Source organism: Brevundimonas mediterranea (genome assembly GCF_014196125.1).
Lineage (GTDB): Bacteria > Pseudomonadota > Alphaproteobacteria > Caulobacterales > Caulobacteraceae > Brevundimonas > Brevundimonas mediterranea.
Map to the genome: position 1 here is coordinate 363,921 of NZ_JACIDA010000001.1, position 14,604 is coordinate 378,524.

At 65.4% G+C, this 14,604-nt stretch carries 16 protein-coding genes and 2 tRNA genes; 15 read left to right on the top strand and 3 right to left on the bottom strand.

The window, feature by feature from the left end; all coding sequences use genetic code 11:
• Positions 1-212 precede the first annotated feature (212 nt).
• Entirely contained in the window at positions 213-1,463 is a 1,251-nt protein-coding gene (locus GGR11_RS01855) for a glycosyltransferase (RefSeq protein WP_183195153.1), read from the top strand.
• Positions 1,464-1,579: 116 nt separating this feature from the next.
• On the opposite strand, the gene GGR11_RS01860 is transcribed toward GGR11_RS01855, so the two are convergent.
• From GGR11_RS01860 to GGR11_RS01870, 3 genes are all read right to left on the bottom strand, one after another.
• A tRNA-Asp gene (locus GGR11_RS01860) sits at positions 1,580-1,656 on the bottom strand.
• A gap of 81 nt (positions 1,657-1,737) precedes the next feature.
• A tRNA-Asp gene (locus GGR11_RS01865) sits at positions 1,738-1,814 on the bottom strand.
• A 96-nt stretch (positions 1,815-1,910) separates the two neighbouring features.
• Positions 1,911-3,542 (bottom strand): AbgT family transporter, encoded by a 1,632-nt coding sequence (locus GGR11_RS01870; RefSeq protein ID WP_183195154.1) that lies wholly within the window; start codon positions 3,540-3,542, stop codon positions 1,911-1,913.
• Between the two features lie 205 nt (positions 3,543-3,747).
• Between GGR11_RS01870 and GGR11_RS01875 the strand changes: the two genes are divergently transcribed.
• The 14 genes from GGR11_RS01875 to nuoK all read left to right on the top strand — a co-directional run bounded on the left by GGR11_RS01875 (position 3,748) and on the right by nuoK (position 14,604).
• A complete protein-coding gene (locus GGR11_RS01875) occupies positions 3,748-4,125 on the top strand; it encodes an NADH-quinone oxidoreductase subunit A (protein WP_183195155.1) in 378 nt (125 codons plus the stop codon).
• Positions 4,095-4,706: a NuoB/complex I 20 kDa subunit family protein gene (locus GGR11_RS01880; RefSeq protein ID WP_183195156.1), complete on the top strand. Its 612-nt coding sequence runs from the start codon at positions 4,095-4,097 to the stop codon at positions 4,704-4,706. The genes GGR11_RS01875 and GGR11_RS01880 overlap by 31 nt, the downstream gene beginning before the upstream one ends.
• Positions 4,703-5,332 carry an NADH-quinone oxidoreductase subunit C gene (locus GGR11_RS01885; RefSeq protein ID WP_183195157.1) on the top strand — a complete coding sequence of 210 codons (630 nt, stop codon included), beginning with the start codon at positions 4,703-4,705 and terminating at the stop codon, positions 5,330-5,332. Before GGR11_RS01880 ends, GGR11_RS01885 begins: the two co-directional genes overlap by 4 nt.
• The gene (locus GGR11_RS01890) at positions 5,332-6,606 is read left to right on the top strand and encodes an NADH-quinone oxidoreductase subunit D (RefSeq protein WP_183195158.1); all 1,275 of its coding nucleotides are present in this window, start codon (positions 5,332-5,334) and stop codon (positions 6,604-6,606) included. The genes GGR11_RS01885 and GGR11_RS01890 overlap by 1 nt, the downstream gene beginning before the upstream one ends.
• Positions 6,603-7,280, top strand: coding sequence for an NADH-quinone oxidoreductase subunit NuoE (nuoE, locus tag GGR11_RS01895; RefSeq protein WP_183195159.1), 678 nt, complete (start codon positions 6,603-6,605; stop codon positions 7,278-7,280). Before GGR11_RS01890 ends, nuoE begins: the two co-directional genes overlap by 4 nt.
• Positions 7,280-7,561, top strand: coding sequence for a hypothetical protein (locus GGR11_RS01900; RefSeq protein ID WP_183195160.1), 282 nt, complete (start codon positions 7,280-7,282; stop codon positions 7,559-7,561). The genes nuoE and GGR11_RS01900 overlap by 1 nt, the downstream gene beginning before the upstream one ends.
• A gap of 393 nt (positions 7,562-7,954) precedes the next feature.
• Positions 7,955-9,268 carry an NADH-quinone oxidoreductase subunit NuoF gene (gene nuoF / locus GGR11_RS01905; protein ID WP_183195161.1) on the top strand — a complete coding sequence of 438 codons (1,314 nt, stop codon included), beginning with the start codon at positions 7,955-7,957 and terminating at the stop codon, positions 9,266-9,268.
• Between the two features lie 2 nt (positions 9,269-9,270).
• Positions 9,271-9,762, top strand: coding sequence for a hypothetical protein (locus GGR11_RS01910; protein ID WP_183195162.1), 492 nt, complete (start codon positions 9,271-9,273; stop codon positions 9,760-9,762).
• A complete protein-coding gene (nuoG, locus tag GGR11_RS01915; protein ID WP_183195163.1) occupies positions 9,762-11,807 on the top strand; it encodes an NADH-quinone oxidoreductase subunit NuoG in 2,046 nt (681 codons plus the stop codon). The genes GGR11_RS01910 and nuoG overlap by 1 nt, the downstream gene beginning before the upstream one ends.
• Before the next feature lie 3 nt (positions 11,808-11,810).
• Entirely contained in the window at positions 11,811-12,890 is a 1,080-nt protein-coding gene (nuoH, locus tag GGR11_RS01920) for an NADH-quinone oxidoreductase subunit NuoH (RefSeq protein WP_183195164.1), read from the top strand.
• Positions 12,890-13,105 (top strand): hypothetical protein, encoded by a 216-nt coding sequence (locus GGR11_RS01925; protein ID WP_183195165.1) that lies wholly within the window; start codon positions 12,890-12,892, stop codon positions 13,103-13,105. Before nuoH ends, GGR11_RS01925 begins: the two co-directional genes overlap by 1 nt.
• A complete protein-coding gene (gene nuoI / locus GGR11_RS01930; protein WP_183195166.1) occupies positions 13,105-13,596 on the top strand; it encodes an NADH-quinone oxidoreductase subunit NuoI in 492 nt (163 codons plus the stop codon). Before GGR11_RS01925 ends, nuoI begins: the two co-directional genes overlap by 1 nt.
• A 73-nt stretch (positions 13,597-13,669) precedes the next feature.
• On the top strand, positions 13,670-14,296 hold the full coding sequence (locus GGR11_RS01935; protein ID WP_183195167.1) for an NADH-quinone oxidoreductase subunit J: 627 nt from the start codon (positions 13,670-13,672) through the stop codon (positions 14,294-14,296).
• Positions 14,296-14,604, top strand: a complete 309-nt coding sequence (gene nuoK, locus GGR11_RS01940; RefSeq protein WP_183195168.1) for an NADH-quinone oxidoreductase subunit NuoK — start codon at positions 14,296-14,298, stop codon at positions 14,602-14,604. The genes GGR11_RS01935 and nuoK overlap by 1 nt, the downstream gene beginning before the upstream one ends.

The window sequence follows — 14,604 nt, forward strand, 5'->3', positions numbered from 1 at the left end:
TGTGTGTTGCGAGGTCGTGTTGGAACCGCCGCTCGACGAAGGGACTGATTTTCCGAGCTATTGCGTCGGGTGCGGAAGGTTTTCCGATGGAGCTATTGAGCTTTGCGACGCCGGGGGCTACGGGCGGAAGAACGGTCCAACGCGTTTCACCGCGACGCATCCAAACCGCGCCCCCCGGCGTTGGCCAGCCCAGACCAGGCGAGACACTCTTCATGACATTGACCGATCTCGAAGTTCAGGAAAACGAAATCCGGCTGATTCCGGGGCTGGATGTCGAGGTCGCCGATACACTGAGGGCGCTGAAGCTGGCGTCGATGGACGAGCGGCCGCGGCTGGTGGACACCACCATGCTGTATGCGCCGCGCTCGGGCGGGGTGAAACGCTATCTGCTGTCTAAGAAGGCCTGGATCGAGGAGAATCGGCCGGGCGTCAGCCATTCGCTGATCGTGCCGGGCGCGCGTCACAAGGCGCGGGCTGACGGGATCGTGCAACTGCGGGCGACCAAGCTGCCGTTCGGCGACGGCTATCGCTGGCCCAGTTCCGTCAAGCGCTGGAGCGCCTGGGTCGCGGCGATGAAACCGTCGATCATCGAAGCCGGCGACCCCTATACGCCGGGGCAGGGCGCGCTGGAGGCCGGCCAGAGGGTCGGGTGTCCGGTCGTCGGCTTCTGTCACTCGGACCCGGCCGGGCTTGCGGCGCTGCATTTCGGCGAATGGGCCAAGAAGCCGGTCGAGAAACGGTGGGCGCGTCTGTTCTCCCAGTTCGATCGCGTCGTCTCGCCCAGCCGGTTCATCGCCCGTCGGCTGGAAGAGGCGGGCGTCAGCAATATCGTCATCCGACCCCTGGGGGTGGAGATCGACACCTTCCGCCCTGAGCGTCGGGATCGGAAATGGCTGTTGAACGAACTGGGCCTGGGCGAGGACGCCCGGCTGCTGTGCTTCGCCGGCCGTCCCGCCAAGGAAAAGAACGTCGATATTCTGATCGAGGCGGTCCAGAAGCTGGGCGCGCCCTATCATTTGGTTCTGGTCGGCGCTGGATCGGGCATGCCTGCCGAGGATCGGGTAATCTCGATGCCCTATGAGAAGGATCCCCGCGCGGTGGCGCGGATCATCGCCAGCTGCGACGCCTTCGTTCATGCCAATGACAAGGAGCCGTTCGGCCTGATCGTGCTGGAGGCCATGGCCTGTGGCCGCCCGGTCGTGGGTGTCAACGCCGGGGGCGTGGCCGAGACGGTCGATGAAACGGTCGGCCAACTGGCGACCAGCGCCGACGCCGACGCCTACGCCCAGGCGGTCGAGGCCCTGTTTGCGCGCGACATCGAGGCCATCGGCCGCGCCGCCCGCGAAAAGGCCGTCAGCCAGTTCGCCTGGAGCCGCGTGTTCGAGGACCTGTGCATGGTTTACGGCGAACTGACGGGCGAGGCCGCCTTTGTTCAGCCCGAAGAGGCGTTCGCCGTTCACTGACGCGTTACGTCGTGATTTCGGGTCGATATCTGGACGCGAAGATCCGGGCCGTGGCGTCTGGTCTGAAGATAGTCGGGAAATGAGGGGCGGCGCGCCACTTCTTCGTCTGGAAGAAGTGGCGCGAGTGACGGGGCTCGAACCCGCGACCTCCGGCGTGACAGGCCGGCACTCTAACCAACTGAGCTACACCCGCGTATCAGGTCGAAACTTTTGAGTTGTTTCGAAAACTATGAAGGGAAGGCGGTAGCGCCACTCTGTCTATTTCTAGAAAGAGTGGCGCGAGTGACGGGGCTCGAACCCGCGACCTCCGGCGTGACAGGCCGGCACTCTAACCAACTGAGCTACACCCGCGTTTCCCGGCCGAAGCGGCTGTGCGCCCCGGCGAGGGGCGTCGTTTAGGCGGGCTGACCCAGCGCGTCAAGCGGCCTTTTCCGAGAAAGACCCGCCTCAGCGCGGAAGGGGCGTGGACGGAGCGACCGCGGCCGCCTGGGGCGGGCTGTGCGGGCCCGACAGGCCGCCCGTGGCGGGCTCCTGAGCGGCGACGGCCGGGGCGGGCGGCTCATAGTGAACGCCCACGCCGGGCCCCACCGGCAGGTCGAAGGCCACCCAGGCCGCCACCATGGTCAGGCCGGCCACCAGGAAGGCCCCGGCGTAAGGCAACATGGTCGCCATCAGCGAGCCCAGGCCGAAGCGCGGATCCCAGCGCTGGGCGAAGGTCAGGATCAGTGGGAAATAGCTCATCAGAGGCGTGGCGATGTTCGTCACCGAATCGCCCATGCGGTAGGCGGCCGTCGTCATTTCGGGCGAAATCCCCAGCAGCATGAACATGGGCACCACGATGGGCGCCAGCGCCGACCATTTGGCCGAGGCCGAGCCGATGAACAGATCAAAGAAGCAGGACACCAGGACGACGCAGATCAGCAGAAGGGGCGCGGGCAGGGCCAGGCTCTTCAGCTCGGCGGCGGCGTTGACCGCCAGGATCGGCCCTAGGCCCGACCAGTTGAACATGGCCACGAAATGCGCGGCGAAGAAGGCCAGGACGATATAGGGGGCCAGCTGGGCGATGCCGTCGCGCATCATCCGCACCAGGTCGCGATGCGACTGGATCGAGCCGGACCCCGTTCCATAGGCCGCCCCCGTGACGAAGAAGACCACTGCGAAGAAGGCGACCAGGGATCGGTACAGGGGATTGAACCTCTGCTCCGGGTCGGCGTCTGGATCCACGAAGGGCGAACCCGGAAGAAGGGTGATCAAGGTCCACAGGGCGATCATGGTCAGCAGGGCCAGGCCGGCGAATCTCAGGCCGCGTTTCTCGACGGCGGTCAGGGGCTGCTTTTCCGACGCGGCGGGGGCGGCGACCCCCTCGGACGGCGTCCACTTGCCCAGCCGGGGCTCGATCACCCGGTCGGTCAGGAACCAGACGATGGGGGTGAAGACGAACACCACCCCGACGATGAAGAACCAGTTGCCGGCGATGTTCACCGAATAGGACGGATCGATCAGGTGGGCGGCGGGCTCGGTGATGCCCAGGATCAGGGCGTCGCTGGCGCCGGGGAACAGATTGCCGGCGTAACCGCCCGACACGGCGGCGAAGCCTGCAGCGAGGCCCGCCAGGGGATGACGCCCCGCCGCCGCGAAAATCACCGCCGCCAAGGGAATCACCACCACATAGGAGGCGTCGGATGCATGGTGCGACACCATGCCGGTGATCACGACGACCGGCGTCAATATGGCGCGGGGCGCATTCAGAAGCGCGCCGCGAATCGCCGTGGAGAACATCCCGGTCCTTTCGGCCACCGCTGCGCCGTAGATGATGGTGATGACGATTCCCAGCGGCGGGAAATCCGCCAGGGTGCGGGGCATGCCGATGATCAGCCGTTCCAGGTTCTCTGGCGACAAAAGGCTTTGCGCGACCAGCCGATCCCCTGTGACCGGATTGACGGCGGACCATCCCAGACCGGCGCCGACCAGGCTGAGCACGATCAGGGCGCCGATCAGCCACAGAAAGAGGAATACGGGATCGGGCAGGCGATTTCCCACTCTCTCGACGGCGTTCAGGATACGGCTGCCAGCGCTCATCCGGATGACTTTCGGTTACGATTTCAAGGCGCCAGTAGGGCCGGGATGGGGCCGAAACGGCAAGCGCCGGTGCTGCGACATATGGCCTCGAGACCTGCGAGCCATTCTCAACAAAAAACCAATGACCGCAGGGGTTTGAACCGCGCGAACGTTGGGTCTAAGAAGCGCCGAATCCCGCCTCTCCCCGGCGGCCGAGGTTCTTTGAATGAACGCATTTTTGCTCGAGTATCTGCCGGTCATTATCTTCGCCGGCATCGCCGCCTTCATTGGCGTGCTTTTCATCGCCCTGCCGCTGCTGCTGGCTCCGAAAAATCCCGACTCAGAGAAGCTTTCCGCCTATGAATGCGGGTTCAATGCGTTCGACGACGCGCGCATGAAGTTCGACGTTCGCTTCTATTTGGTGTCGATCCTCTTCATCATCTTCGATTTGGAAGTGGCCTTCCTGTTCCCGTGGGCGGTGTCGATGTTCGACCTGTCGCATGCGGGCATGATCTTCGCCTTCTGGTCGATGATGGTCTTCCTGGGCGTGCTGACCATCGGCTTCATCTACGAATGGAAGAAGGGAGCCCTCGAATGGGAATAGTCGCACCTTCCTCGCCTCTGCCTGGCGCGCTGGTTCCGGCCAATTCGGCCGCGCGTTCGATGGTCGAGGGCTATGACCCCAAGATTCACGACAAGTTCTTCGAGTCGGTGAACATGGAGCTGGGCGAGCGCGGCTTCCTGACCGCCTCGCTGGACGACGTCATCACTTGGGCGCGCACCGGTTCGCTGATGTGGATGACCTTCGGGCTGGCCTGCTGCGCCGTCGAGATGATCCAGATGTCGATGCCGCGCTTCGACGTCGAACGCTTCGGCATGGCTCCGCGCGGCAGCCCGCGTCACTCGGACCTGATGATTGTGGCCGGCACCCTGACCAACAAGATGGCCCCGGCCATCCGCAAGGTCTACGACCAGATGCCCGACCCGCGCTATGTCGTGTCCATGGGCAGCTGCGCCAACGGCGGCGGCTATTATCACTACAGCTACAGCGTCGTTCGCGGTTGCGACCGCGTGGTGCCGGTGGACGTCTATGTCCCGGGTTGCCCGCCGACAGCCGAGGCTCTGCTCTACGGCCTGCTGCAACTGCAGAAGAAGATCCGCCGCACGGGGACCATCGACCGATGAGCTCGCTGGCTGTTCAGGCCCAGTTCGAGGCCGCGCTGACGCCGATGGGCGCCGAGCTGGTGGGCGCCCTGGGCGTCGAGGCCCAGGTCGCCTTCGGAGAGCTGACCTTGGTGGCTCCGCGCGAGCGGATCGTCGAGGTCATGACCGGCCTGCGGGACCGTTTCGGCTTCCAGCAGCTGCTGGACCTGTGCGGCGCCGACTATCCAGATCGCGAGGAGCGGTTCGAGGTCGTCTATCACCTGCTGTCTATGACCCGGAACGCCCGGGTCCGCGTCAAGGTCGTTACCGACGAGGTCCAGCCCGTCGCCACTGTGACCGGGGTCTATCCGTCGGCTGGCTGGTTCGAGCGCGAAGCCTACGACATGTACGGCGTGATCTTCTCGGGGCATCCGGACATGCGCCGTCTGCTGACGGACTATGGCTTCGAAGGCCATCCGCTGCGCAAGGACTTCCCGATGACCGGCTATGTCGAGGTCCGCTACGACGAAGAGCAGAAGCGGGTCGTCTATGAGCCGGTCAAGCTGACGCAGGAATTCCGGACGTTCGACTTCCTGTCGCCGTGGGAAGGCGCCGACTATCCGGCGCCCGTGCTTCCCGGCGACGAAAAGGCTGGAGTTAAGGGCTGATGGCTGACGGAGCCCCCGTAACCGCGCCTGTGAACGGCGCTGTCGATCCGTTCGAGGACATGCCGGTCGATCACCGCACCGCGCACGCCAAGGAGATGGACGACCGCAAGTTCACCATCAACTTCGGTCCGCAACACCCGGCCGCGCACGGCGTGCTGCGCCTGGTGCTGGAACTGGACGGCGAGATCGTCGAACGCGTCGATCCGCACATCGGCCTGCTGCACCGCGGCACCGAAAAGCTGATGGAGGCCCGCACCTATCTGCAGAACGTGCCCTATCTGGACCGGCTCGACTATGTCGCGCCGATGAACCAGGAACACGCCTTCTGCCTGGCCATCGAGAAGCTGCTCGGCGTTGAGGTTCCGTACCGCGCCCAGCTGATCCGGGTGCTGTATTCGGAAATCGGCCGGATCGGAAACCACCTGCTGAACGCGACCATGCAGGCCATGGACGTCGGCGCCCTGACGCCCCCGCTGTGGGGCCACGAAGAGCGCGAAAAGCTGATGGTCTTCTACGAGCGCGCCAGCGGAGCGCGTCTCCACGCCAACTATTTCCGTCCCGGCGGCGTCCACCAGGATCTGCCGATGGACCTGATCGACGACATCGGTCGCTGGTGCCAGGAATTCCCCAAGGCCCTGACCGATATCGAGAGCCTGGTCACCGAAAACCGCATCTTCAAGCAGCGCAACGTCGACATCGGCGTGGTGTCCAAGGAACAGGCCCTGGCCTGGGGCTTCACCGGCGTCATGCTGCGCGGCTCCGACATCGCCTGGGATCTGCGCAAGTCGCAACCTTATGAGTGCTACGCTGAACTGGAGTTCGATATTCCGGTCGGCAAGAACGGCGACTGCTGGGATCGGTACCTCTGCCGCATCGAAGAGATGAAGCAGTCGGTGCGGATCATGGAGCAGTGCATCCACAAGCTGCGCAACTGCCCCGGCGAACCGGTGATGCTTGAGGATAACAAGATCGTTCCGCCGCGTCGCGGCGAGATGAAGCGGTCGATGGAATCCCTGATCCATCACTTCAAACTGTATACCGAAGGCTTCAAGACGCCCGAGGGCGAGGTCTATGCCTCGGTCGAAGCGCCCAAGGGCGAGTTCGGCATCTATCTGGTGTCTGACGGCACCAACAAACCCTATCGCGTCAAGATCTCGGCGCCGGGCTTCCGTCACCTGCAGGCGATGGACTGGATCAACAGCGGCCACCAGCTCGCCGACGTCTCCGCCATCCTGGGCTCGCTCGACATCGTTTTCGGAGAAGTGGACCGATGAGCGTTCGTCGTCTCGCCAAGGAACAACCGGCCTCGTTCGCCTTCTCGGCCGATACGACGGCCAAGGCCGAATGGTGGATCAAGAAGTATCCGGAAAGCCGTCGCCAGTCGGCGGTGATCCCGATCCTGTGGCTGGTCCAGAAGCAGGAAGGCTGGGTCTCCGAGCCCGCCATCCGCGCCATCGGCGAACTGCTGGGCATGCCCTTCATCCGGGTGCTGGAGGTCGCGACCTTCTACACCATGTTCATGCTGGAGCCGGTCGGCAAGACCGCCCTGATCCAGGTGTGCGGCACGACGCCCTGCATGCTGCGCGGCGCCAATGAGCTGATGAAGGTCTGCAAGGAGAAGATCGGTCCCAAGGACCATCTGTCCGCCGACGGCCGCTTCACCTGGCAGGAAGTCGAATGCCTGGGCGCCTGTTCGAACGCGCCCATGGCCCAGATCAACGACTATTATTTCGAGGACCTGACGCCCGAAACCATCGGCCAGATCATCGACGACTTCGCCGCCGGCAAGACGCCCAAGCCAGGCTCCTATCAGGGCCGCGCGACGTCCGAGCCGGCCGGCGGGGCCAAGACCCTGCTGGATCCGAAACTGTACGACGGGTCGGCCGCCAAGCCGATCAAGAAACTGCCCAACAGCGATCCGGCGCCGGTCGAGAAGGCTCCGGCCTGATGCCCGGACCCGACCTCGACAGCGACGAAGGCCGCGCCGCGTACCGCAAGGAGCTGCGCCTTGTCGCGCGGCCCCTGCGCGCGGGCGGGCTCGCGCTGGTGGTCGGCGCGGCCATGCTGATCTTGCTGACCCGTCAGGGGACGCCGGGCCTGGGCGACTGGGCCTTCACCCTGTCCTACGTCATGCTCGGCGCCGGCTGGGCCTGCGTCATCGGCGCCATCTACGCCCGGAACCGGCACCACAAACGCCGGATGCGCCAGTTGGACGTCATGTCGTCATGACGCCGTCGATCGATTATGGTTCCATGAATTCGATGCAGCGTGCCGGGGGGCGCCATGTCGATGGATCAGAAACGGGCAGGGCGCCGCGCGCCCAAGCGCGGCCGAGGCGGGTGGAGCCCCGCCGGGACGGGCCGACTGCTGGTCAATCTGGCCGGCGCGGCCAGTCTGTCGCTGAGCGCCGGGCCCGTATCGGCGCAAACCCCGCCAACATCCCCTTCGGTCGCCCCCGCGACCGCGTCCTCTACGCCTTCACCCGGTCCTGCTGATGCTTCCGAACCGCGTAACAACCCCAGCCCTGAACCGCGTCAGCCGCCGCCCGGCCAACGCGATCTCGGCCTCGAACGCCAGTCCGCTCTCGGTCCCCCCCGTCGGCGTAGACGGAGGAGCAGCCTGATGGTCGGCATTCTCGAAGACAAGGACCGGATCTTCACCAATCTGTACGGCTTCCAGGACTGGACGCTGGACGGGGCGAAGACCCGCGGCGCCTGGAACGCCACCAAGGACATGCTGGACCTTGGCCGCGACTGGATCATCAACAACGTCAAGGCCTCGGGCCTGCGCGGCCGCGGCGGCGCCGGTTTCTCGACCGGACTGAAGTGGTCCTTCATGCCCAAGGAAGTGAAGGATCGTCCTCACTACCTGGTCGTCAACGCCGACGAATCCGAACCCGGCACCTGCAAGGACCGGGAGATCATGCGCCATGATCCCCAGCTGCTGATCGAAGGCTGCCTGATCGCGTCCTTCGCCATGCAGGCCCACGCCTGCTACATCTATCTGCGCGGCGAATATGTGCTCGAGCGCGAGCGGATGGAGGCGGCGGTCAAACAGGCCTATGAGGCCAAGCTGATCGGCAAGGACAACGTCCACGGCTGGGACTTCGACGTCTATATCCACCACGGCGCCGGCGCCTACATCTGCGGCGAAGAGACCGCCCTGCTGGAATCGCTGGAAGGCAAGAAGGGTCAGCCCCGTCTGAAGCCGCCGTTCCCGGCCGGCGCGGGCCTGTACGGCTGCCCGACCACGGTGAACAACGTCGAGTCGATCGCGGTCGTCGGCACCATCCTGCGTCGCGGCGCCGGCTGGTTTGCTGGCTTCGGCCGTCCGAACAACACCGGCACCAAGCTGATGGCGATCTCGGGCCATGTGAACGCGCCCTGCGTGGTCGAAGAGGCCATGTCGATCCCGCTGAGGCAGCTGCTGGAAGAACACTGCGGCGGCGTGCGCGGCGGCTGGGACAATCTGAAGGCCATCATTCCGGGCGGTTCGTCCGTGCCGCTGATCACGCGCGAAATGTCCGAGACGGCGCTGATGGATTTCGACAGCCTGCGCGAAATGCGCTCGGGCCTGGGCACCGCCGCCGTCATCGTGATGGACAACTCCACTGACCTGGTGAAGGCCATCGCGCGCATCAGCTATTTCTACAAGCACGAGAGCTGCGGCCAGTGCACGCCGTGCCGCGAAGGCACCGGCTGGATGTGGCGCGTGCTGGAGCGGATGTCGGTGGGCGAGGCCGATCCGTCGGAAATCGACCTGCTGCTGGATGTCGCCGGTCAGGTCGAGGGCCACACCATCTGCGCCCTGGGCGACGCGGCCGCCTGGCCGGTTCAGGGCCTGATCCGTCACTTCCGTCACGAGATCGAAGAGCGTATCGCCAACTACCGCAGCCGCCGCGCGAACTTCGCCGGCCATGCGATCGCGGCGGAATAATGATGCACCGCTGGTCCGCCATCGTGATCGGAGCCTTGGCTCTCGCCGCTTGCGGCGAGCGTGAAGTCGCGCCCACGCCGGCGGAAAAGGGTGCGGCTGCGGCGAAGCCGTCCGACGCCGTGCAGACAACGCCTGAGGTTCTGAACGCGGCCGATCTGCGCCGCGTCTGCCGCGCCGGTCTGGCCGCGATCCACGGTCAGTCGCCGATGGCGATCGACGTCGACGGTGTCGACGGCGGGGTGGTCCACACCTCCTGGCGCGCCCCGGTCGACGGCGGCCGGATGCGCGCCGACTGCCGGGTCGAGAAAGACCTCATCGTGTGGAAACCGCTCGATCTGCCCGATCCCACCCTCGTTCGCTGGATGAACCAGTCGGACGATCCCGTGATCCGCTACGTCATGGACGCTCAGGCGATCACCATCACCCAGACCCTCCCGGATGGGACGACGGAACAGGCCGAGTTGGCCGTTCCCGCTGAAGAAGAGGCCCGCTGATGCCAGTCGCCAAGGTCAACGGCGTCGAAGTTGAGTTCGAGCCCGGGATGACCGTGCTCCAGGTCGCCGAGCGCGCCGGGCAGGAAATCCCGCGCTTCTGCTATCACGAGCGCCTGTCCATCGCCGGCAACTGCCGCATGTGCCTGGTCGAGGTGAAGCCTGGGCCGCCGAAGCCGCAGGCCTCGTGCGCCCTGCCGGCCGCCGAAGGTCAGGAAATCTTCACCGACACCCCGATGGTCAAGAAGGCCCGGGAAGGCGTGATGGAATTCCTGCTGATCAACCACCCGCTGGATTGCCCGATCTGCGACCAGGGCGGCGAGTGCGATCTTCAGGATCAGTCCATGGCCTATGGCCGTGACGGTTCTCGCTATGCCGAGAACAAGCGCGCGGTCGAAGAAAAGAACATGGGTCCGACGATCAAGACCTTCATGACGCGGTGCATCCAGTGCACCCGTTGCGTCCGCTTCATCACCGAGGTCGCCGGCGTGCCGGACATCGGCATGATCTCGCGCGGCGAAGACGCCGAGATCACCACCTATCTGGAGAAGTCGGTCGGGTCGGAACTGTCGGGCAACGTCAATGACCTGTGCCCGGTCGGCGCCCTGACGCACCGGCCCTGGCAGTACCACTATCGTCCGTGGGAACTGAAGAAGACCGAGACCATCGACGTCATGGACGCCCTGGGCTCGAACATCCGCGCCGACTTCCGCGGCTCCGAGGTCATGCGGGTTCTGCCGCTCGTGAACGAGGGCATCAACGAGGAGTGGCTGTCGGACAAGAGCCGCTATGTCGTCGACGGCCTGACCGCGCGCCGCCTGGACCGCCCGTGGATCCGTGAGAACGGCAAGCTGCGCGCCGCGTCGTGGAACGAGGCGCTGGACGCCGTCGCCGCCAAGCTGAAGGCCGCTTCGGCCGACCGCATCGGCGTGATCGCCGGCGACCTGCAGGACGCCGAGTCGATGAAGGCGACGCTGGACCTGTTCCGCGCGCTCGGTTCCAAGAACACCGACTGCCGCCAGGACGGCGCCGCGCTCGGCTATGGTCCGCGCGAGAGCTGGCTGTTCAACTCCGGCCTCGAAGGCATTGAAAAGGCGGACGCCATCCTGATCGTGGGCGTCAACCCGCGCATCGAGGCGCCGCTGCTGAACGCTCGCCTGCGCAAGAGCTGGATCAAGGGCGGGGTCGAGATCGGCGTCATCGGCGAACAGGCCGACCTGACCTTCGACTACGCCTATCTGGGCGCCGGTTCGAAGACCCTGGCCAAGCTGCCCAAGTCGGCGCTGGACTTCCTGACCAAGGCCGAGCGTCCGGCGATCATCGTCGGCTCCGGCGCGTTGAACGGGGAGGGCGGCCCGGCTGTCCTGAACGCCCTGGGCGCCCTGGCCAAGAAGGTCGGCGTCATCAGCGAAGGCTGGAACGGCTTCAACGTCCTGCACCACGCCGCCGCGCGCGTCGCCGGTCTGGACATGGGCTTTGTGCCGACCGAAGGCGGTCTGACGGTGTCGGACATGCTGAAGCCGGGCGCGCTGGACGTGCTGTTCCTGCTGGGCGCCGACGAGGTCGATCCGACCGGTTCCAACGCCTTCCGCGTCTATATGGGCAGCCACGGCGACCGGGGCGCGCACGGCGCCGACGTCATCCTCCCGGGCGCGGCCTATACCGAGAAGTCGGGCCTGTACGTCAACACCGAGGGCCGGGTGCAGATGGCCGAACGCGTCGTCTTCCCCAAGGGCGAGGCCAAGGAAGACTGGGCCATCATCCGCGCCCTGTCCGCCCGCGTCGACCAGACCCTGCCTTACGACACCCTGGACCAGCTGCGCGCCAAGCTGATGGCCGATCATCCGACCTTCGGCCGGATCGACTATCTGCCGGCGCCGGCCGCCTTCGATCCGTCGAAGCTGGGCGTCAAGGGCGACCTGGGCGACCGGGTCTTCGCCTCGGCGATTTCGGACCCCTATCTTTCCAACCCGATCGCGCGCGCCAGCGCGACCATGGCCGAGCTGTCCGCCCTGCGGATCGCCCCGGTCGCGATGGCGGCGGAGTAAGTCATGGACGCTGCTGTTTCTTTCTGGGCCACGCCGGGCGGCTGGACGCTGATCACCGTCGGTCAGATCCTGCTGATCACGGTCGGCGTGCTGATCGCCGTCGCCTTCCTGCTGCTGGCCGACCGCAAGGTCTGGGCCTCGGTGCAGATGCGCAAGGGCCCGAACGTCGTCGGCCCCTTCGGCCTGCTGCAGTCGTTCGCCGACATGCTGAAGTTCGTGCTGAAGGAGGTGGTCATCCCCTCCGGCGCAGACAAGGCGGTCTTCATCCTGGCGCCGATCATCACCGTCATCCTGGCCTTCATGGCCTGGGCGGTGATTCCGTTCGCGCCGGGCTGGGTGGTGTCGGACCTGAACGTCGGCATCCTGTACATCTTCGCGGTCTCGTCGTTGGGCGTGTACGGCATCATCATGGGCGGCTGGGCTTCGAACTCGAAGTATCCGTTCCTGGGCTCGCTGCGTTCGGCGGCTCAGATGGTGTCCTATGAAGTCTCGCTGGGCCTGATCATCATCAATGTGATCCTGCTGGCCGGCACGATGAACCTGTCGCAGATCGTCGAGGGCCAGAGCGGCTATTTCTGGAACTGGTACGCTTTCGGCGGCGGGCAGGGCACCTGGCCCCTGATCGTGGTCCTGTTCCCGATGTCGATCGTCTTCTTCGTCTCGGCCCTGGCGGAAACCAACCGCCCGCCGTTCGACCTGCCGGAAGCCGAGTCCGAACTGGTGGCCGGCTATCAGGTCGAATACAGCTCGACGACCTATTTGCTGTTCATGATGGGCGAGTACGTCAACATCGTCTTCATGTCGGCGATGATCAGCATCCTGTTCTTCGGCGGCTGGAACCCCGGCTTCCTGTCGCAGGAGACGCTGGACGGCCTGCCGGCCTGGATCGCCTATACGATCTATCTGCTGACCTTCATCACCAAGACGGTGTTCTGGTTCCTGGCCATCGCCCTGGTGAAGGCCTTCGTGCCGCGCTATCGCTACGATCAGCTGATGCGTCTGGGCTGGAAGGTCTTCCTGCCCGCCTCGCTGGTGGCCGTGGTCATCACCGCCGCCTGGCGCGTGTTCGCGGTGGGTGCGTGATGAAGCCCCTCGTCGTCGGTCTCGGTCTGGCGGTCATGACGGGCGCTTGCGCGCCCGACACCCGCATGCCCGAGTCCGGCTATCAGTGGGAACGTCGCCAGGAACGTATTGAGCGCGAATGGCGCGACAGCCAGGCCAAGACCCAGGGAGCGGCCCCGGCCGCGCCCGCCCAGACTTCAACCAACGGCGCCCCGGCGCCAGAGGATCGCTTCTGATGTTCACTCGTATCGCCCAGGCCGCGAAGGGCGCGATGATGCTCGACGCCATCGGCGCCATCGGCCTGACCCTGAAGTACATGGCCCGCCCAAAGGCGACCGTGAACTATCCGTTCGAGCGGAACCCGCAGTCGCCGCGTTTCCGCGGCGAGCACGCCCTGCGTCGCTACGCGAACGGCGAGGAGCGGTGCATCGCCTGCAAGCTGTGCGAGGCCATCTGCCCCGCCCAGGCCATCACCATCGAGGCCGAACCGCGCGCCGACGGCAGCCGCCGCACGACCCGCTACGACATCGACATGGTCAAGTGCATCTACTGCGGCCTGTGCCAGGAGGCCTGCCCGGTGGACGCCATCGTCGAAGGCCCCAACTCCGAATACGCCGTCGAAACGCGCGAGGAGCTGCTGTTCGACAAGGCCCGACTGCTCGACAATGGGGATCGCTGGGAACGGCAGATCGCCAAGAATCTGGAACTCGACGCGCCTTACCGCTAAGGCGCATCTCGCTTGAACGGGTCGGCGATTCCCAACGGGGTCGCGGCCGATACGAAAGGGGCTTCGTCCCGACATGCTGCAAGGCATTGCCTTCTATCTGCTGGCGGCGACCGCCGTGGTGTCCGGCCTTCTGGTCGTGACCGCGCGCAATCCGGTGCACAGCGTGCTGTGGTTGATCCTCGCCTTCTTCTCGGCGGCGGGTCTGTTCGTCCTGCTGGGGGCCGAGTTCCTGGCCATGCTGCTGGTCGTCGTCTACGTCGGCGCCGTGGCGGTCCTGTTCCTGTTCGTCGTCATGATGCTGGACGTCGACTTCTTGAAGCTGCGCGAAGGCTACGCCAAATATCTGCCGATCGGCGGCGTGGTCGCGGCCGTGCTGCTGGCCGAGATGATCGTGGTGTCCAGCGCGGTGATCCAGGGCGGCGCGACCGCCGGTCTGACCGGACCCGGCGCGCCCGATCCCGACATGAGCAATGTCGAGGCGATCGGCCGGGTGCTCTACACCGACTATATCTACTTCTTCCAGGCGGCCGGGATCGTGCTGCTGATCGCCATGATCGGGGCCATCACCCTGACCCTGCGCCACAAGCCGCATATCAAGCGCCAGAACATCGCCGACCAAGTCAACCGCTCCGCCGCCAAGGCGATGGAGATCAAGTCGGTCCAGACCGGGCAGGGCGTCACGCCCGAGGAGCTTCTCTGATGGACATCGGTCTCATCCACTATCTGACCGTGGCGGCGGCCCTGTTCACCATCGGGGTCTTCGGCATCTTCGTGAACCGCAAGAACGTCATCATCATCCTGATGTCGATCGAGCTGATCCTGCTGGCCGTAAACATCAACTTCGTCGCCTTCTCGACCTATCTGAACGACATCAGCGGGCAGATCATGGCCATGTTCGTCCTGACCGTCGCCGCAGCCGAGGCCGCCGTCGGCCTGGCCATCTTGGTGACCTTCTTCCGTAACCGCGGCGACATCGCCGTGGACGACGCCTCCGTGATGAAGGGCTGA

What these genes read in the sequence shown, in the direction of transcription:
- GGR11_RS01855 (WP_183195153.1), top strand. Translation starts at nt 213, where the DNA reads ATGACATTGACCGATCTCGAAGTTCAGGAAAACGAAATCCGGCTGATT.
- GGR11_RS01870 (WP_183195154.1), bottom strand. Translation starts at nt 3,542, where the DNA reads ATGAGCGCTGGCAGCCGTATCCTGAACGCCGTCGAGAGAGTGGGAAAT.
- GGR11_RS01875 (WP_183195155.1), top strand. Translation starts at nt 3,748, where the DNA reads ATGAACGCATTTTTGCTCGAGTATCTGCCGGTCATTATCTTCGCCGGC.
- GGR11_RS01880 (WP_183195156.1), top strand. Translation starts at nt 4,095, where the DNA reads ATGGAAGAAGGGAGCCCTCGAATGGGAATAGTCGCACCTTCCTCGCCT.
- GGR11_RS01885 (WP_183195157.1), top strand. Translation starts at nt 4,703, where the DNA reads ATGAGCTCGCTGGCTGTTCAGGCCCAGTTCGAGGCCGCGCTGACGCCG.
- GGR11_RS01890 (WP_183195158.1), top strand. Translation starts at nt 5,332, where the DNA reads ATGGCTGACGGAGCCCCCGTAACCGCGCCTGTGAACGGCGCTGTCGAT.
- nuoE (WP_183195159.1), top strand. Translation starts at nt 6,603, where the DNA reads ATGAGCGTTCGTCGTCTCGCCAAGGAACAACCGGCCTCGTTCGCCTTC.
- GGR11_RS01900 (WP_183195160.1), top strand. Translation starts at nt 7,280, where the DNA reads ATGCCCGGACCCGACCTCGACAGCGACGAAGGCCGCGCCGCGTACCGC.
- nuoF (WP_183195161.1), top strand. Translation starts at nt 7,955, where the DNA reads ATGGTCGGCATTCTCGAAGACAAGGACCGGATCTTCACCAATCTGTAC.
- GGR11_RS01910 (WP_183195162.1), top strand. Translation starts at nt 9,271, where the DNA reads ATGCACCGCTGGTCCGCCATCGTGATCGGAGCCTTGGCTCTCGCCGCT.
- nuoG (WP_183195163.1), top strand. Translation starts at nt 9,762, where the DNA reads ATGCCAGTCGCCAAGGTCAACGGCGTCGAAGTTGAGTTCGAGCCCGGG.
- nuoH (WP_183195164.1), top strand. Translation starts at nt 11,811, where the DNA reads ATGGACGCTGCTGTTTCTTTCTGGGCCACGCCGGGCGGCTGGACGCTG.
- GGR11_RS01925 (WP_183195165.1), top strand. Translation starts at nt 12,890, where the DNA reads ATGAAGCCCCTCGTCGTCGGTCTCGGTCTGGCGGTCATGACGGGCGCT.
- nuoI (WP_183195166.1), top strand. Translation starts at nt 13,105, where the DNA reads ATGTTCACTCGTATCGCCCAGGCCGCGAAGGGCGCGATGATGCTCGAC.
- GGR11_RS01935 (WP_183195167.1), top strand. Translation starts at nt 13,670, where the DNA reads ATGCTGCAAGGCATTGCCTTCTATCTGCTGGCGGCGACCGCCGTGGTG.
- nuoK (WP_183195168.1), top strand. Translation starts at nt 14,296, where the DNA reads ATGGACATCGGTCTCATCCACTATCTGACCGTGGCGGCGGCCCTGTTC.